This window comes from Campylobacter sp. 19-13652, from assembly GCF_019702925.1.
Taxonomy (GTDB): Bacteria; Campylobacterota; Campylobacteria; order Campylobacterales; family Campylobacteraceae; genus Campylobacter_A.
The window spans coordinates 384,152-405,920 of record NZ_AP024713.1; the positions used below are offsets into that span (position 1 = coordinate 384,152).

Below are 21,769 nucleotides of genomic sequence, written 5' to 3' on the forward strand. Positions count from 1 at the left end.
CTTGCTAAAATTGATCTATCAGTCTTTTGAAAAAACTGCTAAAACTATTCCTGTTTTGACCTATAAGCACTTTTTGTTCCATTTTGCGTAAAAGCACATTTGCTATCTCTGTTATCTGCACTGATGGTAGGCTAGCTGGTGTGTCAATGCTAAAAAGTGTGCGAGTTTTAATGCTTCTGCTAACTGCCTTATCGTGCGAAAGCGCGCCTATTAGCTCTAGCTTTAATCCAGAGCCTATATTACTGGCTGCGACCCTTTTTATGTTATTAAAAATTCTCTCTGCTTCGCTTTCGTTTTTTACCATGTTTAAAAGCATAAATTGCTCACTTTTAAAGCGTGAGGCTATCTTTATAACCGCATATGCGTCTGTAATAGCAGCAGGGTCTGGCACAGTTACAACTATAATCTCATCGGCTGCTTCTAGGAAAAGCTGAGTGTGTCCTCCTATGCCAGCACCAGTATCAATGATGATAAAATCAAGCCCATCAAGGATACTCGCCTCGCTTAAAAACCGCTCGTAGATAAATTTATCGTTAAATTTAAGTATCTCATCTCCGCTATCGCCTGGGATTAGGGTTAGATTTGGCGATATTTGTATGAGTATATCGCTTAGACTGCACTCGCCCTTTAGTACGTGCAGGAGATTTTTTCGCATTTTTACGTTTAGGATTACGTCTAGGTTTGCAAGTCCGATGTCTGCATCAAGTAGCCCCACCTTATATCCGCCTCGTGCTAGGACGCTGGCTAGATTTGCGCTTATAGTGCTTTTACCTACGCCGCCTTTGCCGCTTGTTATGGCTATAAAGTGCGTATTTTTCTCGCTATTTAGGCTTATGCTTTGAGCAGCTAGCTTGCGTAAATTTGCTGCTTGATCGTTCATTTACTATCTCCGCTAAAGCCGTCTAGTACGCATTTTGCCAAAAAATCACTCCTTGCTTCCATTATATCATCAGGAACATCCTGTCCCACGCAAAAGTAACTCACCGGAGTTTTTGTTTCATAAATAAGCGAAAATACATTGCCAAACATTCGTGTCTCATCAAATTTAGTGATTATTAGCGTATCTATATCTAAGAATGAAAAATTATTATATGTATCTATTAAATCCTCAACCTTTGCCACAGCTGAAAGCACAAGTGTAACATCTATATTTGCGCCGCTTTGTTTTAGAAATTTATCAAGTCGCAAAAGCTTTTCCTTATCGTGCTGACTGCTTCCGGTTGTGTCTATGAGTACGACATCGCAGTAGCTAAAGCTCTTTAATGCACTTTTAAAATCTTCAACCTCAAAAACATCTATCATCTCAACGTGCATTATGCGTGTATATTGTGCTAGTTGCTCGACTGCGCCTATGCGGTATGTATCTAGCGTTATAACGCCTGTTTTATAGCGCTTATCACTGTCTTGTCCGTGAGCAAATCTCCACGCAAGCTTTGCCAATGTCGTAGTCTTTCCCACTCCAGTAGGACCAACTAACATAATAATGCGCTGCTTTTGATTTTGTGCTGCTTTGCGACATGGTAGCATATTTCGCAAAAGTGAGTAAAAATACCTGCGCACAGCTGTTGGATTTGCTTTCATGCTGCTTGGCATATTTTCTATGGTTGCTCGCATTATAGCCTCTAAATGCTCGCTTTTCATTCCGCTTGCTTTGCTTGCTTTATAAATGCTTGCAAACTCAGGCGGTATAGGGAGATTATTTCTATTTGCAGCTAGGCTTTCCCACGTGATGTCTGAGATTATGTCGATTTGCTCTTTTATCTGCTTTATCTGCTTTGATAGGGTGTCAATATTTTGGGTGTTTGCGTTTACTGCAGTGGCTGCGGCTGAGATATTTGTGTGCGTGCTTAATTGATCATAAGCTCTGTTTATTAGGCTCTCAACGCCCTCGTCTGCTTCCTCAACTATAAATTTTTCACTCTGTTTGGAATTTTGAGAAAGTGAGGTGTAGGCTTTTAGCTTTGCGGCTGCGGCTGCGTGGGATTTGCTAAAAGCTTCATCTAGGCTTACTTTGGATTTTGGAGTATTGTTGACTTCGCCCTCAATAGCAAAAAGCACCTCATATTCAGCACTTTCTTTATTTGTTGCTGCTTTTATTTGCTTTGTGGTTACTACTATTATGTCCTCGCCATATTCAGCCATGGCCTTTTGCATGGCTTCTTGCGGAGTGCTGCCTGTAAAAGATACGTGAGCCATTGCTATCCTTTCATAATCCCTAATGGTACTATGACGCTTATTCTTCTGTCTGCGCCTTGATGAGGTAGTGTGAGTTTTTTGCTGTTTCTTGAGCGCCCACTGTAATAAAGCATATCAAGGTCAAGTGTCCTAGGGGCATTTTTAAAGCTTCTTTTGCGTTTAAATTTAATCTCATAATGCTGTAATATTTTTAATAAATTTAGTGCGCTTAAATTTGTCTTTATGCTTGTAACCGCATTTGTAAAATCAGCTTGATTAGTGTAGCCAAACGCCGCATTTATAAATAGCGGCGAAGTCTCTGCTACGCTTATGCGTCTGTCATCTTGCCACATTCGTAAAAGCCGTTTAAATATCACCGCACTATCTCCTATATTTCCGCCAAGTCCTATAATAGCACTGTATCGCCCATTAGAGCTTTTTATAAGTGGGAAAAATCGCGTCCTACTTAGAGCTTTTGCGCCTTTTAATTTTATAAACATTTATAGTATTTCGCACCCTGTTTTAGTTACCACTACGACGTCTTCTATCCTCACGCCAAATTCACCCTCGATATACACTCCAGGCTCCACGCTAAATACCATACCCTCTTTAAGCACCGTATTGCTTGCTTTGCTAATTCGTGGTAGCTCGTGAATGTCAAGTCCTACGCCATGTCCTGTTGAGTGGAAAAACTGCCTATCATAGCCAGCCTTTGCTATGACATTTCGTGCTACCGCGTCTACTTCGCTTGCTTTTATACCGGGTTTTATAGCTTCTATAGCAGCTTTTTGTGCGCTTAGGACTAGATTATAAATTTCTTGCTTTTTAGGGTCTTTAAAGCTTTGAGCCTTATCAAAGCTAAAACTCTCATTAAACTCCGCTGTACGAGTGCAATCAGAGCAGTATCCATCTATCCTAACCCCAGCATCAAGCAGCACCAAATCGCCCATTTTAAGCCGCTCATTACTAGGCAGAGCATGGGCTTTAGCTGCGTTTTTATTTATAGCTAAAATTGGGTTAAAGCTAAGCTCTCTGTCGCCATAATCACTAAAAATTTCAACCGCCTTTTTGTGTAGCTCTTTTTCTGTTTTACCATCGCCTTGAAGGCTTATATACTCAGCCATTTGCCTAAAGCACTCTTTGCCAACTTTAGCTGAGTGTTTTAGCTTAAGAAGCGCAAAAGCGTCCTTTACTTCTCGCATTTTTTGGGATAAATTTATAACAGGCTTAAAGCTCGCTTTACTTTTTTTGCTAAGTGCCTCAAAGCTAGCCACACTAAAGCTAGCGGGGTCAAACTCAAGTCTTTTTATTTTAAGCTTTCTTAAAAGCCCCCTCGCTGCGCTTTGCAAATCACTTGCGCAAATAACGCTAACGCCCCCATTTACTAGCTCTCTAGCCTCTATGTCATATCTTGCGTCTGTGATGAGATAGCCTGCGCCATTAAGCCTTAAAAATAGGGCATTATCGCAGGTATATCCGCACTCGTAAAGTATGGCGTTTTCGTTATTTAGTATGTAGTTAGGCATTTTGTTTTTGCGCTTCTTGAAGTGCCTTTATCTGCTCAAAAATTTGAAGCATGCCTATCATGGCTAGATGGTAGCCCACAGGCCCAAAGCCTACTATCTGTCCTGCTGTAACTGGCGCGATTAGGCTCTTTTGGCGAAACTCCTCACGTCTGTGAATGTTGCTAATATGCACTTCAATGGCTGGTATGCCAACTGCGCTTAGCGCATCGCGAATGGCGATTGAGGTGTGCGTGTATGCGGCTGGATTTATGATTATGCCGTTGCTATCGCCTAGGCATTCTTGAATTTTATCGACTATCTCGCCCTCTAAATTTGACTGGAAAAACTCTATATCCACTCCGTGCTGATCTGCTACTAACTTCATTTGTGCGTGGATTTCCTCCATTTTCATGGTGCCGTAAATGGCTGGGTCGCGAACCCCTAGCATATTTATATTTGGACCTTGAATTACCATTATTTTCATCTTTTTCCCTTTTGCGTAAAATATCGCAGATTATACATTTTTATACCTAAATTTTTGCTACAATTAGCCTAAAAAAGGACGAAAAATGCAAATTTTAAAACCAAAGCGGATACTAACTTGCGATGATGATTTTACTATTTTAAAGGACGTTTGCATTGCATTTAGCGACCAAATAGTAAAAATAGCGCCACTTAATGAGCTTAAAAAGCTATATCCTAATGCAAAATTCATCGATTTTAGCGATTGCGTGCTAGCTCCTGCTTTTGTAAATACGCACATACATTTTGAGTTTAGCTCTCATAAAGGACAGCTAAAATATGGCGATTTTCTGCCGTGGCTTGGTAGCATTATGGAGCATGGAAGCGAGGTTAGGGCGGACGAGGAGCGTGTAAAAAGTGCGATAAATTCGGTTTTAAAAAGTGGTACCGCTAGTGTTGGGGCGGTGTCTAGCTTTGGCGCAGAGCTTAATGCGCTTGTCGCCTCGCCACTAAGGAGCGTGATTTTTACCGAGGCTATCGGCTCAAGTGCTGAAAAAATTGAGCAGTCGTGGGGGTGGTTTATGTCCAGATTTGACGCTGTAAATGCGCTTAAAAGCGATAAATTTATCCCAGCCCTTAGCGTGCATTCGCCCTATTCGGTACATAAAGAGCTAGCAAAAAGGGTGATTAAACTAGCCAAAGAGTGCGATTTAATCTGCTGCTCGCATTTTATGGAAAGCCTAGCTGAAAGGCGCTGGCTAGAGCAGGCAAAGGGCGGCTTTGAGGCGCATTTAAAGCGATTTTCGCTAAACACCAAGCCACTTTATAGTGTAGATGAGTTTAAGTCCCTTTTTGACGGACTTCACACGCTTTTTACGCACTGCGTTTTTGTTAGGGATTTTAAAGAATTTGATAAAAGTCTGCATTTTATTACTCACTGTCCTGTCTCAAATAGACTGCTTGGTAAAAGAAGCTTAAGCTTAAATAAAATCGCACGTGCTGGGCTTTGTTTAAATATCGGCACAGACGGGCTTAGTTCAAACTTTAGCCTAAGTATGCTCGATGAGCTTCGCGCGGCTTTATTTATCCATTCTAGCACCGAGCTTAATACGCTTGCTAGGACGCTATTTCGCGCGGCGACAAGTGGCGGCGCTAGGGCGCTTAGGATAGACGCTGGAGAGATAGCACCTGCTAAGCTAGCTGATTTTGCACTTTTTAATGCGCCACTTTGTGAGGATTTCGAGCTAGCAGCAAAAATAATCCTAAATGAAAAAGAGGCTAGGGCGCTTTTTATAGGCGGAAGTAGGGTGTTTTAGGGGGTTTGCCGGCAGTATTATCGTCTTAAAACTCAGATAAAATTTTAAAAAACAATGCAGATTTTTACTTTGTCGTAGCTCTAATACTCTTTAAATATGCAAAGCATTAAAAATGGATTTAAATTTTTAATTTACTATTTTTGCTCGGAAAAGAGAGCTAAGGTCTTACTTTATCTATTTTATGGAATCCTTTTTATTATCGACATCGCCTAATTTCGCTTTACTTAGAGGCTTTATGGCGCAGTTACCACGCATTTAAGTAAAAAGATGTTTTAGATGTGGCATAGCAAAACTGTATATTTGAGCATTGTGATGTAATACAAGCCTCATAAAAGTAACGGCTTGCTAGGGCTTGTTTACTGATAAGGTTAAAATTGAATTTATTTATTTTTTAAATTTGTTTTGTTGATTTAAGGGTAACGCTATCTTTGTAAAATAAAATTAAAATGGCGTTTACCATGCCGTGGGGAGGGGCGAATTGCTAGACTTGGCAAGTTTTTACTCTAGTATAAGCGATAAATAAGAGCCAAAAGGCTTTAAAAGAGGCGATATTTTTAAGTTTTCTTTTTGATATCGCTTAAAATTAAGGAGTTTTAATTTTTGTTTTTAAAGCTTTTTAAAGCAAAAAGCTATCCTGTAAATTTGATAATAAGTACCATAAAATAGCTTAAAAACTGTGCCAAAACAGAGCATTAATTAGCAAAGTTTTGCTGTTTTTCAAAGGCTTTTTTAAAGCATAATTACAAATTTAAACCGCAGTACAAGCCTGACTCGGCATTACCGCTATTACTTTGCAATGCTTGTGTGATTTTTGACGCTTTTGCAAGGGCTTAGCGCAAAAGTCATCACTAACTACTTATGTACGTTGCTAGGACTTGTCTTTGAAATTTGCAAAGTAATACTATTGCTTAAAATAGCCTTTTTAATAGCATGCGCGGCTAGTTTTACTTGCTGCGAGATAAATTTAAGTGCAATATTTTGGCTTAAATTAGGTCAAAATTCACGTTTTGCACGATAAAATAAAAATCAAGCTTCTAAATGCAAAAAGTACACAATAGATACAAAGGTTTGCTTAGTCTGCTAGCTAATAACGCTTTTGCGGGCGCAACTGAGGTTTTGCTTTTTAAGGTTAGGTGTGGGAAGTTTTATAAATTTAGTCATATTTAAGTTTTCGTGGTTTTTGGTGGCATTATATCGCATTTGGCGCTGGCTGCTGTTAGGCGAGCTGGGTAAAATGGCATAAGATTAATCGCAGGTTTAAGTTAAATTTTAGCAAGTGTCATTGCTATATGGCATTTAACCCATTAAGCTACTGCGTCAATTGAAAACTTGCTCCTTAAAAGCGCTATTTGAAACACCGCTGGCACCGTAACTCTGTAGGCTGGTCCAGTTATATTTATGGCTTTTTGAGGGGAGGTTAGCATCCAGTTTATTGGTACGATGATTCCATCGAGTGCTTGGACTGGGTGAGTGTTGTCTACTATACTTAGACTGTGCCTAAAAATGGCAATCCAAACAGCATTTACCACAGCAAGAGTTAGGCAGTATGAGATTATTCCGCCGCGATTTAGTATCTCGTTGCTACCATTTGCATCAAGCTTTTCATAGGGTATGGCTATGTTTTGACTTTTAAATTCGATGTTTAGCTCTTTTACCTGTGTTTTATCAGCATTTAAAATTGCATTTGAAAGTACAAAGGCAACAAGCCTGCGTTCAATGGTTTGTACGCTTTCATTTTGTGAGTAACCAACGCCAATACTATCGCATATGTCTTTTAAGATTTCCTCGTATCTTACGCCCATGCCACCACGCAAAAATGAGACCAAAGAGTCTGCGCCAAACGTCTGTAATTCCTGTGCTATGCGCTTCCAGTATTTTGCATAATCATCGCCGTATCTGCGGTATTCAGCACTTACATTTAATGACTGTGTTAGGCGTAGGTTTCCATCTTTATTATACATTAAGCAACGCACTAAATCTGCAAGATCAACAGAGTTCATAGAGCCTAGAAATTCCAAATCATCGTCTTTGCGATATGGCATAGATATCCTTTTGTTTACTTTTGTTAAAAGTATAGCCCTCTTAAGTAAATAAAAGATAAATAATATTAATTTTTATTAAATATAAAATAAATATTATTACTAAATAAAATCTATGTTTTAGTATAGTTTAAACTTTTATTTATATTAAATTTAATATATTATTAGGATAGTTAATAATAAAAGGTTCTTTTAAACAATAGTATTGTTTTATAAATTTCAAAGGCGGTGCTTAGCTATGTGCATGAGTGGTTTAGTGGGATAAACTGCTTACTGTACGTGCATTAGGCTATTAAAATGAATGAAGTATAAGGTATCTAAGTGAAGCAAAGCTGTGTATCTCTTGTGGTGCTAGCCGTGTAAAAACAGCTGGGCTGATATTTTAAAATGGTTAAAAATCGTGCCAACATTGCTAGATAATGGCTGTGATGTCTTTCATTGCCAGTGGCTTTGGTCTAGTGCCTAGATTAAAATTTGCAACTAAAAAACAATACTATGATTTAAAAGAGCCTAATAAAATCAAAGGATAAAAGTGGGACTAAGTGAAAAAATAAGGGCAAATCAGGCTGGAATTTTACTCTATGGCATGACTCCGCCAAAGTCCACAAATGAACCAGCTAGGATAGATGAGATAGCAAAAAGGGCACTTGTACGGATAAAAAATGCTCCAATAGATGGCATCGTGCTTTATGATTTACAGGACGAATCAGCGCGCAATAGCGAGGAGCGGACTTTTGAATTTATTAAAACAATCTCGCCACAGGAGTATTACCGTAAATATTTTGCACTTGAGACGGATGCTGTGATTTATCAGGCGGTAGGTCAGTATGATAAGGAGGAGCTTGAGGGATTTTTTGACACGATTAGTTCGCGTGAGAGCGTGGTACTAGTGGGCGCTAGTAGTAAAAACTCAAGGGTAAAAACAAGACTCGGAGAGGCTTATGATATTTACCGTAAAAGTGGGGCTAAGAGCGCACTTGGCGGCATTTGCATACCAGAGCGACACACCTTAAAGCATGATGAGCACTTAAAAGTCGCCGCAAAAGTCGCCGCTGGATGCAGATTTTTTATATCTCAGGCGGTTTATGATTTAGCGGCGGCTAAGAAATTTATAGATGATTATGCCTCTTTGGGCTGCGAGCGGGTGCCGCTTATTTTTACATTTACGCCATGTGGTAGCGAGCGTACGTTAGAATTTATGCGCTGGCTTGGTATTTGCGTGCCTGATTTTTTGGCTAATAGGCTAAAAAATAGCGATGATATGCTTAGCGCATCTTGCGAGCTTTGTCTGGAGATGTTTAAATTTTTATTTGTCTATGGTAGATTAAAGGGCATAAGCGTGGGGGCAAACGTAGAGAGCGTGTCGACTAGGCTTGTGGAGATTGAGGCTGCAAATGAGCTTTTAAAAAACATCGCAGCCTATCTTGGGCGGTGATTACTCCGCCATTATCTTATAAGGTACGCTTTTTAACCCAGCTTGGAAATACTTGCTCCTTAGCTCCTCAAGGCGTGCTACTTCAGCATCGCTAACGCTACCTTTTTCTACCTTTGCTGATGGGGCGTAGTATTTTCTCATTATTTTTACCTTTTCGCTATCGCTTTTTGCTTTTGCTACCTCTTTGTATATTAGGGCCGCTTTTTCAAGAGCTGAGCGGTCATGCACTGGAGTAAGTACCATTTTTAGGTTTTTATCCTTAAGCTCTTGCTCAATTCTAGCTAGCTCAGCACGGCAGTAAGGGCATTCTGGATCTGTAAACATATACTCAGTTGGTTTTTTAGGATCATTTCCTACGCTTATGATATACTCTTTTTTCTCGGCTTTTAAAAGTGGAAGCAGGCTCTGGCTTGATAGAGCCTTTTGGGCTTGATCTTTTAGTGAGCTGCCATCTTTTAGGCTTATTATATCAGGAGCAAAAAAGTCGCCATTTGTAAAGATTATATCTTTTTGGCTTACCTCTTTACCGTCCATTTGCCCTTTTATTTCAAAGGTAACCTGCTCAAAACCGTTACCGACATCTTTTTTAGAGATGATATTAAAGCTCGCATCTGGTGGGAGAATTTTGCTGAAAAAGTCTGCTATTTGTGCGTCTGTTGCGCCAAAGGCTAGGCTTGTGAATGCCGCTATTGATAGTAAGGTTTTTTTCATTTTTTATCCTTTTAAAAATTTTTTATTATTATAGTAGCAAATTATACTTTAAATTTTCTGTTGTTTTGCATTTATTTTTCACTTTTTAGAACTCTTTTATCAGATAGTTTTATTATATCAGGCTCTAAGTCCAGCCTTTCAAGGTAGGCTATGGCGTATTTTCGGCTTAGATTAAGCTCCTCCTTGACCTCTTGCACTCCCACGCCAGCCTCTTTTTTGGCTAGGGTTTTTAGTGTATTTAGGGCTTTTTCAAGCTCGGTTTTAGCTACAAAAAGATTATGTGCTAGGCGTATTACTTGATTGTTTTTGGTTAGCTTTTTTAAAGCGTTATCGCCGCTTACTCTATCTATTTCTAGTTCATCATATATATTATATGGTGCTCGCGGAGTTAGTCCTGCATCTTTTATGATTGAATAAATTTCATTTTCTAGCTTGATTTTTATCTGGCTAAAATCAGCCCCTCGCTTAAAATACACGCCATTTTCGCACTCTAAAATTTTATTGCTTTCTAGCTCGTCTATGGCTTTTTGGGCTAAAAGCGCACTTGCCCAACCAAGTTTTAAGGCTACGCTTGTAGCCGAGAGTAGTGCGTTTTGGTTTTTGGAGATTATAAAACTTATAAATTCTTTAACCCTGCTTACTGTACTTAGTGGATAGATATTAAGCATCTTTTCATCGACAAAGCTATCATCTAGCGTGTTTGCGATTTGCAGTGCTTTTGTGTGGGTTAGCCCAAATCTTTGATATGAGCTTATTATCCCAAAGCCATTTTTATGAGCATTTTTTAAAATTTCAAATGCGGATTTAAGGTCGTCTTTGGCAAGTGCTTTTAAAAGTTCGATTTTAAGTGGCTTTTTAAGAGGTTCTATGATAGGATTTAGCACTCGTCCGCCCCCTATTAGCCTGCCGTTTCTTAGTACGATAAAAGGATCTTTAAATTTTAAAAATAGCTGAGATTTAAATTTAAAACTTACTAGCTTTTGCCCGTCTTTATCGCTTAGGATAAAGGCTTTTGCTCCTACTTGCCTACTTCCCACACAAAAAAGCACGTCCGATAGGTGGCTAATCTCGCCTAAAAATAGGCAATCAGCCTCATAAAATCCCCGCAGTAGCCCCTTTTTGCTTAATAGCATTCCCTTGCTTAGTCCGCTTACTCCGACTAAATTTAATGCCGCCCTCTCTCCAGCTAGCGCCCTAGTTATCTCACGCTCATGGGTTTGTACCTGCCTTACGTTTGCGTCCTTTCCTAAATCACACACCCACACTCTATCGCCTGCGCCAACGCTACCCTCAAGCACCGTCCCAGCCACTATCTGCCCTACGCCTTTTATGCTAAAGCAGCGATCTATATAGCAGCGAAACATATCATTTATCTGCTTTGGTTTTGGCTGTAGCTTTAGCAGGTATTCTTTAAGCTCGCTTATGCTTTGTTCTGTTTTTGTGCTGGTAAAAAATGTACTTAATAGCCTTAGTCCAAGCGTACTAAGCTCATCATGCACGCTTTTTGCTACCTCTTGCGCTCGCTCTTTGCTTGTTAAATCGCACTTATTTACAGCTAGGATTACATCTTTTAGCCCAAGCAGGCTAAGCACTCTCATATGCTCCTTGCTTTGAGGCATTATGCCATCATCTGCTGCTACGACTAATAGTGCCGCATCAAAGCCAAATGCACCAGAGACCATGGTTTTTACCAGGCTTTCATGTCCTGGGACGTCTATAAAGCTTACCTCGTTTTCGCCCTGTTTTAAATTTGAAAAGCTTAACTCTATCGTAATGCCGCGACTTTTCTCAGCCTCAGTGCTATCGCCATCAAAGCCATTCATTGCCCTCACAAGTGAAGTCTTGCCGTGATCTACGTGTCCTATTATGCCTAGTATGACGCTCATTTTTCCTCTTTTTGGATTAAATTTATAGCCATTATTAGCTCATCTATCTCTTTGTGTGAGACCGCTTTTAAATCGAGCAAAAACTCACCATTTTCTATTCGCCCTATGACGCCTAGGGTTCTAAATTTATCCTGCAATCTCTCTGCATCGCCTTGTAGGGCTAGAGCTATGGTTTTTATTGCTTTATTTGGCAGGCTTCCGCCCCCAGCGTAGGTGCTGGTGCGCCTTAGCTTTAGCTTTTGCAAAAGTCCTTCATTTATCTTATTAGCCATAGCTATAAGCTCCTTGTCTTTGCGGTGTAAAAACTCAAGCGCAGGCAGGGCTTTATAGTCTTTTTCTAAGTAGGCCTCTAAACTTAGAGCGAGGAGGTTTAGCGTGATTTTATCGACCCTTAACATTCTTAAAAGCTGGTTTTTGCGGAGTTTATCTATGAGGGCTTTATCGCCTAGGATTATGCCACACTGCACGCTTCCAAAGAGCTTATCGCCGCTAAAGCTTAATAAATTTACCCCACTAAGCAGTAGCTCCTGTACGCTTGGTTCGTCCTTTTCTAGATGCTCTGGTAGCCTGCTTGCGTAGCCGCTACCTAAATCGTAATAGCTAATTATGCCATGCTCTTTTGCTAGGTTTGCTATGCTTTTTATATCGACACTTTGGCTAAAGCCGACTATGTCAAAATTTGATCTATGCACCTTTAGGATTAGCCTTGTATCCTCTGTGATGGCGTCTTTGTAATCTTGTAAATTTGTCCTATTTGTTGTGCCTACTTCGACTAATTCTGTGCCAGCTTCTTTCATCACTTCAGGCACTCTAAAGCTGCCTCCTATCTCGACTAGCTCGCCCCTGCTTACTATGCTTTTAAAATTTTTAGCTAGGGTGTTTAGCACTAAAAATACAGCAGCTGCATTATTATTTACCACTAGCGCATCATCGCAGCCGCTTAGGCTTTGAAAGAGGCTTTTTACATATGCGTATCTATCGCCTCGTCTGCCAGTTTGAGTATCAAACTCTAAATCCGAATATCCACAAATATTTTCCTTTGCAAGCTCATAAATTTTTTCAGATAGAGGTGCCCTGCCTAGGTTTGTGTGTAGGATTACGCCTGTGGCATTGATTAGCTTTTTTGGCTTTTTTTGGCTTTTTTCATACTCTTGTGTGATTTTTTTGATTATTTCATCCTCGCTTGAGGCGGTTGCACCATTTGCTATATTTTCTCTTTCATTTTGTATTACTTTACTAGCGATTTGTGATAGAAGTTTTTTATTTGGGTAGGGCAGAATTTGTGTGATTTTGCCTATTTGTGGTAGCTTTTGATATTCGTTCATAAAATCTCCAAGTAAGTTGTTTTACTGGGCTTGATTTTATCATATTTGGCTTAAAATGACGCTATTTTAGCCCCAATCGCACAAGCTATAAATGAGCCTACTACACAAATTATGGTATTTATTGCTGCATTTATGTATCTGCCGTCATTTACTAAAGCTAGAAAATGTCGTAAGACCACCGAGTAATCCTGTAATAATAAGAGCTTTAAGTTGTGGATTGTTATTTGGGATTATGACTATGGCAATGCCAGCTAAAAATGAGCCTATTAAATTTACGACAAGCACATATTGCTGTGATAAAACAAGCGAGAGAGCGTATCTAACGCCCGCTCCCACACCACCTCCAAAGTTGCAGCCAAAAGCTCGAGCATTATTTACTAGTAGCTTTATCCAGCTTTTGCTTTAGCTTATCTTTGTCCTTGCTTGCCTTTTTTTCTAAGTCTAGTTTTGTCTTTTCTTTTTTGCTTTCTATTTTTGAGCTTATCTCTTTTTTGCTCTCTTTTGCTGTACTACTTGCTTTATCTTTTAGCTCGCTAGTTTTTGCGCTTAGTTTTTCTTTTGCACTTTGGCTTATGCTAGTAGTTCCAGTTGTGCTTAGCTCGCTTTTAAAGCTATCAAAGTTTTTATCGCCTATGCCAGGGACGTTTTTAAGGTCATCTATACTTTTAAATTTATTGTTTTTTCTGTATTCTATGATAGCCTCAGCCTTTGCCTTACCTATGCCTTTTAAGCTCATAAGTTCCTCTTTTGTTGCTGTGTTTATATTTATAGACGCCATTGCAAATCCAGCAAATATCGCACTAAGAAGTAGTTTTTTAAACATTATTTTTCCTTTTATTTTATATATTCTACGATTTGGTTAAGCTCGTGTCTTGATTTTACACTAGCCTCACGCACTCTATAACCAAATGGCAACACGAGTGCTACTTTATAAAGTGCCTTATCTATGCCTAAAATTTCAAGCACCTTATCCTCCTCAAAGCCCTCAATAGGGCAACTATCAATGCCAAGAAGTGCTGCTTGCGTCATCATATTTTGCGCCGCTAAAAAGCATTGTGCCTTGCTCCAGCCAAAAAGCTTGTCTTTATTATTAGCTATATTTGCGTCAAAAAAAGCCCTTATATCTAGCTAGATAAGCCTCATGTTGCTCTTTTGTTTTGTCGCCTTTTGCGGTCGTTTTTAGTATGTACTCGCTATTTGGCATAAGCTCATTTATGCGCGCTAGGACTATGACTAGCTTTGAGGCAGTTGTGATTTGCGCTTGATTCCAGCACACCGCTCTTAGCTTGCTTCTAAGCTCTGGATTTTCTACTACTAAAAGCTTCCAATGTTGCAAACCAAACGAGCTAGGCGAAAGTCTAGCCGCCTCTAATATGTCGTTAAAATCAGCCTCGCTTATGCTTTTGCTTTCATCAAATACTTTACAAGCGTGGCGAAAGGTTAAGCTCTCTTTAAACGTCATTGCTATCCTTTAAATTTATCATCTACGCTTAAAAAGCCAGCCAGTATAGCGTTGGCTTAATTAAGAGTAGTGTTTGGTTTATTCTATCCCTAGAGTGTAAATTTAATTACAATATCTTTTTAATATTTGCCTTTTAGGGTTTTGCCGTCAAATTCGTAGTAAATGTTTACCTTGCCTGAGATTTGGCGGTTTTTTCTTATTACATTTGCTGAAAATGTCCCTATTTGGCTTAGCTCTTTTTTAGTGATGGCGCGAGTCCCAGTTAAAATCGCCTCTATCCCCCTTGAAAAGGCAGAAACCTCCACGCTTGTGATTAGATTTTTAAACTTAGCCTTTATCTCATCTGCGTCTTTTTTAGACTGCAAATCCTGCTCGTCTAGGTAATTTTTTAAATCACTAGGGATGCTTTGTTCTATTTTTTGCTGTACTTGCTCTGTGCTTTGGGCTTGAGCTTGTTCTGTTTTTGTTTGAGCCTGCTCTTTTGTTGGGGTTTGCGTACTAGCGCAACCTACAATAAATAAAGCCGCTATTATTAGTGCAAATTTTTTCATTTTTTATCCTTTGATTTTTAATACCCCGCCACTCTATCCACGTCGCCACGCTCATATCGCTCGCCTGGGGTCATTTCTATTATCTTGTAAGGCAAGCCCTGGCTCATTAGCTCATCCATAAATGGCTTAGCGTCAAATTCTTCCATATTAAACACGCCCTTGCCGTCCCAAATGCCCTTTGCCACGAGCTTTGCGCCTATCATTGCAGGCACGCCTGTGGTGTAGCTTACCGCCTGCGCACCAGTTTCGGCGTAGCATTTTTCGTGGTCGCAGACATTATAGATATACACTTGCCGCTCCTTGCCGTCCTTTTTCCCACGTATGACGCAGCCGATATTCGTTAGCCCCTTTGTGCGAGCCCCAAGGCTAGCTGGGTCTGGCAGCAGGGTCTTTAAAAACTGAATAGGCACGATTTTATTGCCCTGATGCTCTACTTCATCGATGCGTAGTAGCCCCACGTTTTCTAGGCACTTCATATGCGTTAAATAGCTCGCCCCAAAGGTCATAAAAAAGCGAATTCGCTTTAGCCCTTTTATGTTTTTAACCAGGCTTTCAAGCTCCTCGTGATAAAGCAGGTAGCTATCCTTTACGCCCACTTCTGGATACTCCCATTTAAAGCCAATCTGCATAGGGCGGGTCTCTATCCACTCGCCATCCTGCCAGTATCTGCCCTTGCTGCTTACTTCTCGCAGGTTGATTTCTGGGTTAAAATTCGTCGCAAATGCGTATCCGTGGTCGCCCGCGTTACAATCAAGTATGTCAATCTCGTTTATTTCATCGAATAAATTCTGCTGTGCGTAGGCGCAAAATACGTTGGTAACGCCTGGGTCAAAGCCGCTGCCAAGAAGTGCCATAGTGCCAGCTTTTTTAAACGCTTCGTCCTTTGCCCACTGAAGCTTGTATTCAAACTTAGCCGTGTCTGGGTGTTCGTAGTTTGCGGTGTCGATGTATGGTATGCCAGCACGGACGCAAGCGTCCATTAGCGTTAGGTCTTGATAGGGCAGAGCGACGTTTAGCAGTAAATCTGCGCCAGTTTTTTTAATTAGTGCCACGACTGCGTCCGTATCGTCTGCGTCGATAGCGGCGGTATCTATCGCTACTCCCAAGCGGTCTTTTATAAAGGCTGCTATCTCGTCGCACTTACTTTTGGTGCGGCTTGCTAGGGTGATGTGGGTAAATGTGTCTGCGTTCATTGCGCATTTTGTGGTCGCCACACGGCTGACTCCACCTGCGCCGATGATTAGGATATGTGCCATTTTTGTCCTTTTTAAGCTTAAATTTAATGTGCGATTATAACAAAAAAGTGAATAATTTTAGCTTTATTAGGGGCTAGCTTTAGGTGGTAAAGGTTTTAAAATTTATTTAAATTTATATGATGTTGGGCTGATTTGGAGCGATTTTTGCTTTTTGACTTTTATGAAATATTTTTTTATTTTACTTTTAGCTATAGCACCTCTAAGTAGTCAAAATCCTCCGCCAATTTCGCCAGCAGCTAAGTATGCAGATTATTATCATAAACGCCTGCCTTATAGGATTGATGAATATACAGAGCTTGTGGACTTGTTAGATATTAGCAATAGGCTTTTTTACCGCTATCATATCAACGACACAAAGCGCTCCGCCCCAAGTCGCTTTAATAACGAGGAGCTAAAGCAGTACTCGCAAAAGCTGTACCAAAGTGCGTTAACGCAGGTGTGTGCTGATGGCGAGGTGTGGCAGATGTTTGAGCAAGGTGTGTTGCTTTGGCATGGGTTTTATACGCAAAATGGCAGGTTGCTTTTTGATTTTAAAATAAGTAAGCTTGAGTGCGAAAAGTATAGAAAATAGCTTTTTTATAATATAGTACTGTTTATAAAACATTATATTGCTAGCTTGATAATTTCTTAACAAACATTTTATTGAAAGCGCAAAACCTATGAATAGTTTTCCTTATTGGTAGCTACGCTGTGCTGGCTAAAACACGCTAAACAAGCAAGCAACTAATTTTTATGCTACGTGCATAGCTTGCGTGGCACATGCAATATTTTAAGTGCAAATTTATAGCATGCTTTAAATCCAAATGGCTTTATCTGAATTTTTAAATTTAAAAAAGCTATTTTTGTGATTAAAATTTAAAGGCTTTAAGATGGATAAAAAGTATTTTTTGGCTTAGTTTAATTTACGATAAGTCAGATTAAACCAGTCTAAGGAGCCGCGACAAACAATATCTGCTATACTTATTATTTTGTGGAATATTTGAGTGTATGAAAGATTAATAGTGTAGAATTTATTATTGTTTGTTTTAGGGATTGAAGCTTCTGGGATTTTAGGCTTAAGTCTATTTTCCACCAAATTTAAGTAAAGCAGACCCCCACGTAAAGCCACCGCCAAAGGCATCAAGTAGCATTAGTGAGCCATTTTTTAATTTACCGCTTTCATAGGCTTCATTTATTGCCATGGGTATTGATGCACTGCTTGTATTACCGTATTTATCGACCGTTAACACGCACTGTTCGCTTGTGAAATTTAGTCTTTGCTTGACTGCATCAATGATTCTTAAATTTGCCTGATGAGGTATGAAAAGATCGATTTGCTCGCTTGAGATTTTGTTTTTTTGCATTATCTCAACTACATCACGCGTTAGTGTTTGTACGGCTATTTTGAATACTTCGTTGCCAGACATGTGTAGGTAGTTAAGGCGTTTTTCAAAGGTAAGCGGATCGCTTGATGGATAGACGCTACCGCAACCTGGAGTGATTAGTAAATCTCCGTATTTGCCGTCGCTTGCTGTATGTACGTCGATTATCTCGTTTTCTTCGTTTGCGCCTATTACTGCCGCGCCTGCGCCATCACCAAATAATACGCAAGTACTTCTGTCGGTGTAGTCTATTATGGAGCTTAATTTTTCTGCGCCTACTATTAGGACATATTTTTTTGCACCGCTTTCAACCAAGCTTTTAGCTAGCTCTAATAGGTAGATAAAGCCAGTACAAGCCGCACTTATATCAAATGCTGTTATGCCGCTTTTTAACCCTATACGATGGGCTATTGCGGTTGCAGTTGATGGCATACAGAAAAAATCAGGCGAAATACTAGCGCAGATAATGGCGTCTATTTGCTCTTTTTGTATGCCTGCTCTTAGGATAGCCTGCTCGGCTGCTTTTGCGCCTAGTTCACTGGTTACTTCATTTTCGGCTATTCTACGTTCTTTTATTCCTGTGCGCTTTAATATCCACTCATCGCTTGTATCTACTAGCTTTTCAAGATCTGCATTTGTAAGAATTTTTGGTGGAGCGTATGCTCCTATTGATAGCATTGAGGCTTTAGGCATTTTGGCTCTTAAAGTCTTTGAGTTCTTGCTCGATAGTCTTATTTATATCAGAGCTTGCAAAATTTATAGCCTGAAATATAGCATTTTTTATCGCTTTGGCGTTGCTTTTGCCGTGGCTTATTATCACATAGCCATTGACCCCTAAAAGTGGAGCACCGCCGTATTCATCGTAGCTTATCTGCTTTTTAAGCCCTTTAAATACACTTCTCATTAGTAACGCACCAAGTGTTGCAATAAGAGATGACTTCACGCTTTTTTTGATTATGGTGCTTATGGCCTCTGCCACACCCTCGCTAGTTTTTAGTAAGATATTGCCTATAAAACCATCGCAAACCACGACATCAACGCTACCGTCAAATACCTGTCCGCCCTCAGCATTGCCTGTGAAGTTTTGTATTTTTTTAAGTAACTCAAACGCCTCTTTACTTACGTCGTTTCCTTTGCTACTTTCTTCACCATTTGACAAAAGACCGACTTTAGGTTTTTGTCTGGCCATTACGCATTTAGCATAGGCATTTCCCATTACGCCAAACTGAAATAGATGCTCAGCTTTACAGTCTACATTTGCCCCTACATCAAGCACAAGTGAGGTGCTAGCATTAGAAGTAGGCATGAGTGTGGCTATCGCAGGGCGCAAAACCCCATCTATTCTACCTATTTTAAGTGTGGCTAGGCTCATGGTAGCTCCGCTGTGTCCAGCCGAAACCACTGCGTCAGCTTCGCCATTTTTAGCTAGTTCTATTGCTTTATATATAGTGCTATCTTTGCGTTTTAGTGCGTCTGTTGCACCTTCGTGCATCTGTATAACGTCGCTAGTTTTTACAAATTTAACCCTATCTTTAAATTTATCCCCTATTAAGGGTTTTAGCACATCGCTATCTCCAACTAAAATAGCCTCAAAATCGGCTCTCTCGCTTAATGCTTTAAGGGCACCGTCTATAATAGGCTCGGCACCAAAGTCGCCACCCATAGCGTCAATAGCGATACGCAACATAGTTTTTAGTATTGACCTGTTGTTTTGTTAACGCGGTGAGGCATCTTCCAAGAGCCGTCTTTATCTTTTACTGGTATAGGTAGAGTAACTTTGTAGTGTGTTCTTCTCTTTGCTGCACGTGTGTGGCTCACTCTTCGCTTAGGTACTGCCATTTTATATCCTTTATATTAAATTTGATTTGCATTTATCACAATAAAAATAATCGCTTTTGTATGACTCAATCTCGCTTAAAAGTACTTCGTCAAGATCTATAAAGCCGTTAAAAAACTCTATTACATCCGCTAGTTCTCCCTCGCTATCTTGGTACTCGCCATCGCTTAGTAATAGTGATATTTGCTCGTTTAAATCAAGCATTATATCAGCACCACACCTATCACAGCTGTGCTCTATCTTGCCTTGTATCTTTCCGTAGCATTTTATTAAAGAGTGATTTTTGCGTGATAAAGTCCCTATAAATTTAACGCCATCTTTTTCTATCTCAAAAGGGGTAGGAGTTGGAGCTATTTTTAAAAAGGCTATCTTCAAGGCTTAAAAAATCTCTCTTTTTGCAAAGAAAAATGCAATTTCTATCTTAGCATTTTCATCGCTATCACTTCCGTGTACGGCATTAGCGTCTATGCTATCAGCAAAATCAGCTCTTATCGTGCCAGCGGCAGCTTCTTTTGGATTAGTCGCACCCATTAATTCGCGATTTTTTACTACCGCATTTTCACCCTCAAGCACCATGACTACGACCTCTCCGCTACTCATAAATTCGACTAAATCCTTAAAAAACGGTCTATCTTTATGTACTTCATAAAATTTAGCCGCATCGTCCTTGCTTAGGCGAAGTTTTTTCATAGCTGCTATACGTAGTCCATTGCATTCAAATCTGTCTATTATTTTACCTATAACACCTTTTTTGACTGCGTCAGGTTTTATGATAGATAGTGTTTGTTGCATTTAATGTCCTTAAAGAGGTTTAAAAGTGGTTTGAATATGCGATTATAATAAAAAAAATAAAAAAAGTCAAAAGTAGGCTAAAGATAGCCTACTTTCAGTGATTAGCCGATTACTGGAGTTGAGCCAGTTCTCATATCAGCGCCGATTTCATCGCGTGATGGCTGACCTGCATATGGAGCATCCCATACTATACAGCCATCGGTAGGACAGGCTGAAGCACAGGCTGGCTCGTCGTTATAGCCAACGCACTCTACGCATTTGTCTGCATATACATAATATGCGTCTGCACCTGTTGGGTTATCGCTATCGTCTACGATTGCGCTTACTGGGCATTCATCTATGCATGAGCCACAGGCTATGCAAATATCTGTGATTTTTACTGACATTGAAGTCTCCTTTTATCAAAATAGAGCTTAAGCTTATCAAATTTTATCTTAAAAGTTCGATAAATTTTATCTGATTTTGATAAAATTACAAAAAAATTTTAAGGAAAAATTATGTCAAAAAGGCAAAATATACAAAAAACAAACGCTGCACGCGAGCTAGATAGGCTAAAAATCGTGTATGAAATGCACGAATATGAAGTCGATGAGAGCGATTTAAGCGCGGTGCATGTGGCTAGCGTTGTGGGCAAGGATATAGCTATGGTTTATAAAACCATCGTGTGCCAATCTGATGATAAGTATGTGGTGGCATGCTTGCGGGGGGATTTGGAGCTTGATTTAAAGGCTTTAGCTGTGGCGGCTGGTTTAAAGCGTTGTTCGCTTCTTGCTTTGAAGGATTTAGAGAGAGTTACTGGCTATATTAGGGGTGGCTGCTCGCCGCTAGCGATGAAAAAACATTTTAGCACTTTTATTGATGAGCGTGCTCTTAAAATGGATAAAATTCTAATAAGTGCTGGAGTTAGGGGTAAGCAGATAGAGCTTTGTGTAAAGGATTTGGCTCTTGCGACTAGGGCGAGCTTTGCTGGTATAGCTAGATAGCTTTAGTGTTTTTTGTTAGATACATGGTAAAAAGCACTAAAAAACTAATAGCTAGCAGTATAAATGAGTAAAAGTGTGCCGTTTTAAAATCAAGCATCTCGACCGCTTCAAATATAGCAATGCTGGCGACTTTTGTCTGATTTTCCACGCTACCACCTATTAGCAAAACCACTCCAAATTCGCCCATAGTATGCGCAAAAGTAATAACGAGGGCAGATAAAATACTAGGCTTTATGCTGGGTAGGGCTACGTGTATTAGGGTGTTTAGGCGGCTTTTGCCTAGTGAGTAGCTAGCTTCAAAAAGGCTCTTTGGTAGGCTTTGAAAGCCTGCTATTAGAGGCTGAAGCATAAATGGCAGTGAGTATATGCAGCTAGCCACCACTAGACCAGAAAAGCTAAAGACTAATCTAATATTAAAAGCGCCTTCTAAAAATGCGCCAAGTGCCGAGTAGGGCGAAAAGATAATGAGCAAGTAAAAGCCAAGCACTGAAGGCGGCATGACTATGGGCAGGGATAATAGCGCAAGAACTATGCTTTTGCCTTTAAAATTTGTTCTAGCTAGAGCGTATGATGGTATTATAAGGATTAAAAAAAGCATCACAGTTGTGATAAAAGATAACTTTATAGATAGATAAAATGGCTCTAAATTTATACCCAAAAGCGGCTCTAGCAC

Annotated in this window: 26 protein-coding genes; 4 read left to right on the forward strand and 22 right to left on the reverse strand. The window is 39.9% G+C overall.

All coding sequences use genetic code 11. The annotated features are described in order from the left end of the window. Positions 1–4: 4 nt before the first annotated feature. The 5 genes from LBC_RS01765 to aroQ are packed head-to-tail and all read right to left on the reverse strand — an operon-like array spanning position 5 to position 4,164. A complete protein-coding gene (locus LBC_RS01765; RefSeq protein WP_221254409.1) occupies positions 5–880 on the reverse strand; it encodes a P-loop NTPase in 876 nt (291 codons plus the stop codon). Then, complete coding sequence (gene flhF / locus LBC_RS01770) at positions 877–2,196, reverse strand: flagellar biosynthesis protein FlhF (protein ID WP_221254410.1); 1,320 nt, start codon at positions 2,194–2,196, stop codon at positions 877–879. The genes LBC_RS01765 and flhF overlap by 4 nt, the downstream gene beginning before the upstream one ends. Before the next feature lie 2 nt (positions 2,197–2,198). Next, positions 2,199–2,675 (reverse strand): 2-amino-4-hydroxy-6-hydroxymethyldihydropteridine diphosphokinase, encoded by a 477-nt coding sequence (gene folK, locus LBC_RS01775; protein WP_221254411.1) that lies wholly within the window; start codon positions 2,673–2,675, stop codon positions 2,199–2,201. Next, positions 2,676–3,701: an aminopeptidase P family protein gene (locus LBC_RS01780; RefSeq protein ID WP_221254412.1), complete on the reverse strand. Its 1,026-nt coding sequence runs from the start codon at positions 3,699–3,701 to the stop codon at positions 2,676–2,678. Further along, positions 3,694–4,164 carry a type II 3-dehydroquinate dehydratase gene (aroQ, locus tag LBC_RS01785; RefSeq protein WP_221254413.1) on the reverse strand — a complete coding sequence of 157 codons (471 nt, stop codon included), beginning with the start codon at positions 4,162–4,164 and terminating at the stop codon, positions 3,694–3,696. Before aroQ ends, LBC_RS01780 begins: the two co-directional genes overlap by 8 nt. Positions 4,165–4,249: 85 nt before the next feature. Here aroQ and LBC_RS01790 point away from each other — a divergent pair, with 85 nt between their 5' ends. Then, positions 4,250–5,458 carry an aminofutalosine deaminase family hydrolase gene (locus LBC_RS01790; RefSeq protein WP_221254414.1) on the forward strand — a complete coding sequence of 403 codons (1,209 nt, stop codon included), beginning with the start codon at positions 4,250–4,252 and terminating at the stop codon, positions 5,456–5,458. A gap of 1,304 nt (positions 5,459–6,762) precedes the next feature. Here LBC_RS01790 and LBC_RS01795 read toward each other — a convergent pair. Next, a complete protein-coding gene (locus tag LBC_RS01795; protein ID WP_221254923.1) occupies positions 6,763–7,500 on the reverse strand; it encodes a DUF3944 domain-containing protein in 738 nt (245 codons plus the stop codon). A 529-nt stretch (positions 7,501–8,029) separates the two neighbouring features. On the opposite strand from LBC_RS01795, the gene LBC_RS01800 reads away from it, so the two are divergent. Further along, entirely contained in the window at positions 8,030–8,932 is a 903-nt protein-coding gene (locus LBC_RS01800; protein ID WP_260173422.1) for a methylenetetrahydrofolate reductase, read from the forward strand. On the opposite strand, the gene LBC_RS01805 is transcribed toward LBC_RS01800, so the two are convergent. The 9 genes from LBC_RS01805 to LBC_RS01840 form a co-directional block, all read right to left on the reverse strand. Beyond that, a complete protein-coding gene (locus LBC_RS01805) occupies positions 8,933–9,643 on the reverse strand; it encodes a histidine kinase (RefSeq protein WP_221254415.1) in 711 nt (236 codons plus the stop codon). It abuts the gene before it with no gap. 71 nt (positions 9,644–9,714) lie between these two features. Further along, on the reverse strand, positions 9,715–11,529 hold the full coding sequence (gene selB, locus LBC_RS01810; protein ID WP_221254416.1) for a selenocysteine-specific translation elongation factor: 1,815 nt from the start codon (positions 11,527–11,529) through the stop codon (positions 9,715–9,717). Next, complete coding sequence (selA, locus tag LBC_RS01815) at positions 11,526–12,854, reverse strand: L-seryl-tRNA(Sec) selenium transferase (protein WP_221254417.1); 1,329 nt, start codon at positions 12,852–12,854, stop codon at positions 11,526–11,528. Before selA ends, selB begins: the two co-directional genes overlap by 4 nt. A 144-nt stretch (positions 12,855–12,998) precedes the next feature. Further along, a complete protein-coding gene (locus LBC_RS01820) occupies positions 12,999–13,190 on the reverse strand; it encodes a CrcB family protein (RefSeq protein ID WP_221254418.1) in 192 nt (63 codons plus the stop codon). Between the two features lie 34 nt (positions 13,191–13,224). Next, positions 13,225–13,677, reverse strand: coding sequence for a helix-hairpin-helix domain-containing protein (locus tag LBC_RS09160; RefSeq protein ID WP_221254419.1), 453 nt, complete (start codon positions 13,675–13,677; stop codon positions 13,225–13,227). An 11-nt stretch (positions 13,678–13,688) separates the two neighbouring features. Beyond that, the gene (locus LBC_RS09100) at positions 13,689–13,976 is read right to left on the reverse strand and encodes a nitroreductase family protein (protein ID WP_311721254.1); all 288 of its coding nucleotides are present in this window, start codon (positions 13,974–13,976) and stop codon (positions 13,689–13,691) included. Further along, the gene (locus tag LBC_RS09105) at positions 13,960–14,316 is read right to left on the reverse strand and encodes a nitroreductase family protein (protein WP_311721042.1); all 357 of its coding nucleotides are present in this window, start codon (positions 14,314–14,316) and stop codon (positions 13,960–13,962) included. Before LBC_RS09105 ends, LBC_RS09100 begins: the two co-directional genes overlap by 17 nt. A gap of 119 nt (positions 14,317–14,435) precedes the next feature. Continuing rightward, complete coding sequence (locus LBC_RS01835) at positions 14,436–14,867, reverse strand: hypothetical protein (protein WP_221254420.1); 432 nt, start codon at positions 14,865–14,867, stop codon at positions 14,436–14,438. Positions 14,868–14,884: 17 nt separating this feature from the next. Beyond that, complete coding sequence (locus LBC_RS01840; protein ID WP_221254421.1) at positions 14,885–16,123, reverse strand: saccharopine dehydrogenase family protein; 1,239 nt, start codon at positions 16,121–16,123, stop codon at positions 14,885–14,887. Between the two features lie 160 nt (positions 16,124–16,283). On the opposite strand from LBC_RS01840, the gene LBC_RS01845 reads away from it, so the two are divergent. Continuing rightward, on the forward strand, positions 16,284–16,694 hold the full coding sequence (locus LBC_RS01845; RefSeq protein WP_221254422.1) for a hypothetical protein: 411 nt from the start codon (positions 16,284–16,286) through the stop codon (positions 16,692–16,694). Between the two features lie 490 nt (positions 16,695–17,184). Here LBC_RS01845 and LBC_RS01850 read toward each other — a convergent pair whose 3' ends face one another. From LBC_RS01850 to LBC_RS01875, 6 genes are all read right to left on the reverse strand, one after another. Next, the gene (locus tag LBC_RS01850; protein WP_221254423.1) at positions 17,185–18,177 is read right to left on the reverse strand and encodes a beta-ketoacyl-ACP synthase III; all 993 of its coding nucleotides are present in this window, start codon (positions 18,175–18,177) and stop codon (positions 17,185–17,187) included. Next, positions 18,170–19,171: a phosphate acyltransferase PlsX gene (plsX, locus tag LBC_RS01855; RefSeq protein WP_221254424.1), complete on the reverse strand. Its 1,002-nt coding sequence runs from the start codon at positions 19,169–19,171 to the stop codon at positions 18,170–18,172. Before plsX ends, LBC_RS01850 begins: the two co-directional genes overlap by 8 nt. A 5-nt stretch (positions 19,172–19,176) precedes the next feature. Further along, on the reverse strand, positions 19,177–19,323 hold the full coding sequence (rpmF, locus tag LBC_RS01860; protein ID WP_221254425.1) for a 50S ribosomal protein L32: 147 nt from the start codon (positions 19,321–19,323) through the stop codon (positions 19,177–19,179). A 10-nt stretch (positions 19,324–19,333) separates the two neighbouring features. Then, positions 19,334–19,696, reverse strand: coding sequence for a DUF177 domain-containing protein (locus LBC_RS01865; RefSeq protein ID WP_221254426.1), 363 nt, complete (start codon positions 19,694–19,696; stop codon positions 19,334–19,336). 3 nt (positions 19,697–19,699) lie between these two features. Next, positions 19,700–20,113, reverse strand: coding sequence for a nucleoside-diphosphate kinase (gene ndk / locus LBC_RS01870; RefSeq protein WP_221254427.1), 414 nt, complete (start codon positions 20,111–20,113; stop codon positions 19,700–19,702). 101 nt (positions 20,114–20,214) lie between these two features. Beyond that, positions 20,215–20,499, reverse strand: coding sequence for an NADH-quinone oxidoreductase subunit I (locus LBC_RS01875; RefSeq protein ID WP_221254428.1), 285 nt, complete (start codon positions 20,497–20,499; stop codon positions 20,215–20,217). 111 nt (positions 20,500–20,610) lie between these two features. On the opposite strand from LBC_RS01875, the gene ybaK reads away from it, so the two are divergent. After that, entirely contained in the window at positions 20,611–21,096 is a 486-nt protein-coding gene (gene ybaK / locus LBC_RS01880; protein WP_221254429.1) for a Cys-tRNA(Pro) deacylase, read from the forward strand. Here the strand turns inward: ybaK and modB are convergent. Then, complete coding sequence (modB, locus tag LBC_RS01885; RefSeq protein WP_260173423.1) at positions 21,089–21,769, reverse strand: molybdate ABC transporter permease subunit; 681 nt, start codon at positions 21,767–21,769, stop codon at positions 21,089–21,091. The genes ybaK and modB overlap by 8 nt on opposite strands.

What these genes read in the sequence shown, in the direction of transcription:
- LBC_RS09105 (WP_311721042.1), bottom strand. Translation starts at nt 14,316, where the DNA reads ATGACGTTTAAAGAGAGCTTAACCTTTCGCCACGCTTGTAAAGTATTT.
- ybaK (WP_221254429.1), top strand. Translation starts at nt 20,611, where the DNA reads ATGTCAAAAAGGCAAAATATACAAAAAACAAACGCTGCACGCGAGCTA.
- LBC_RS01790 (WP_221254414.1), top strand. Translation starts at nt 4,250, where the DNA reads ATGCAAATTTTAAAACCAAAGCGGATACTAACTTGCGATGATGATTTT.
- selA (WP_221254417.1), bottom strand. Translation starts at nt 12,854, where the DNA reads ATGAACGAATATCAAAAGCTACCACAAATAGGCAAAATCACACAAATT.
- flhF (WP_221254410.1), bottom strand. Translation starts at nt 2,196, where the DNA reads ATGGCTCACGTATCTTTTACAGGCAGCACTCCGCAAGAAGCCATGCAA.
- folK (WP_221254411.1), bottom strand. Translation starts at nt 2,675, where the DNA reads ATGTTTATAAAATTAAAAGGCGCAAAAGCTCTAAGTAGGACGCGATTT.
- plsX (WP_221254424.1), bottom strand. Translation starts at nt 19,171, where the DNA reads ATGTTGCGTATCGCTATTGACGCTATGGGTGGCGACTTTGGTGCCGAG.
- selB (WP_221254416.1), bottom strand. Translation starts at nt 11,529, where the DNA reads ATGAGCGTCATACTAGGCATAATAGGACACGTAGATCACGGCAAGACT.
- LBC_RS01835 (WP_221254420.1), bottom strand. Translation starts at nt 14,867, where the DNA reads ATGAAAAAATTTGCACTAATAATAGCGGCTTTATTTATTGTAGGTTGC.
- LBC_RS01875 (WP_221254428.1), bottom strand. Translation starts at nt 20,499, where the DNA reads ATGTCAGTAAAAATCACAGATATTTGCATAGCCTGTGGCTCATGCATA.
- LBC_RS01765 (WP_221254409.1), bottom strand. Translation starts at nt 880, where the DNA reads ATGAACGATCAAGCAGCAAATTTACGCAAGCTAGCTGCTCAAAGCATA.
- LBC_RS01805 (WP_221254415.1), bottom strand. Translation starts at nt 9,643, where the DNA reads ATGAAAAAAACCTTACTATCAATAGCGGCATTCACAAGCCTAGCCTTT.
- LBC_RS01795 (WP_221254923.1), bottom strand. Translation starts at nt 7,500, where the DNA reads ATGCCATATCGCAAAGACGATGATTTGGAATTTCTAGGCTCTATGAAC.
- LBC_RS09160 (WP_221254419.1), bottom strand. Translation starts at nt 13,677, where the DNA reads ATGTTTAAAAAACTACTTCTTAGTGCGATATTTGCTGGATTTGCAATG.
- aroQ (WP_221254413.1), bottom strand. Translation starts at nt 4,164, where the DNA reads ATGAAAATAATGGTAATTCAAGGTCCAAATATAAATATGCTAGGGGTT.
- ndk (WP_221254427.1), bottom strand. Translation starts at nt 20,113, where the DNA reads ATGCAACAAACACTATCTATCATAAAACCTGACGCAGTCAAAAAAGGT.
- LBC_RS01845 (WP_221254422.1), top strand. Translation starts at nt 16,284, where the DNA reads ATGAAATATTTTTTTATTTTACTTTTAGCTATAGCACCTCTAAGTAGT.
- LBC_RS01840 (WP_221254421.1), bottom strand. Translation starts at nt 16,123, where the DNA reads ATGGCACATATCCTAATCATCGGCGCAGGTGGAGTCAGCCGTGTGGCG.
- rpmF (WP_221254425.1), bottom strand. Translation starts at nt 19,323, where the DNA reads ATGGCAGTACCTAAGCGAAGAGTGAGCCACACACGTGCAGCAAAGAGA.
- LBC_RS01780 (WP_221254412.1), bottom strand. Translation starts at nt 3,701, where the DNA reads ATGCCTAACTACATACTAAATAACGAAAACGCCATACTTTACGAGTGC.
- LBC_RS01850 (WP_221254423.1), bottom strand. Translation starts at nt 18,177, where the DNA reads ATGCCTAAAGCCTCAATGCTATCAATAGGAGCATACGCTCCACCAAAA.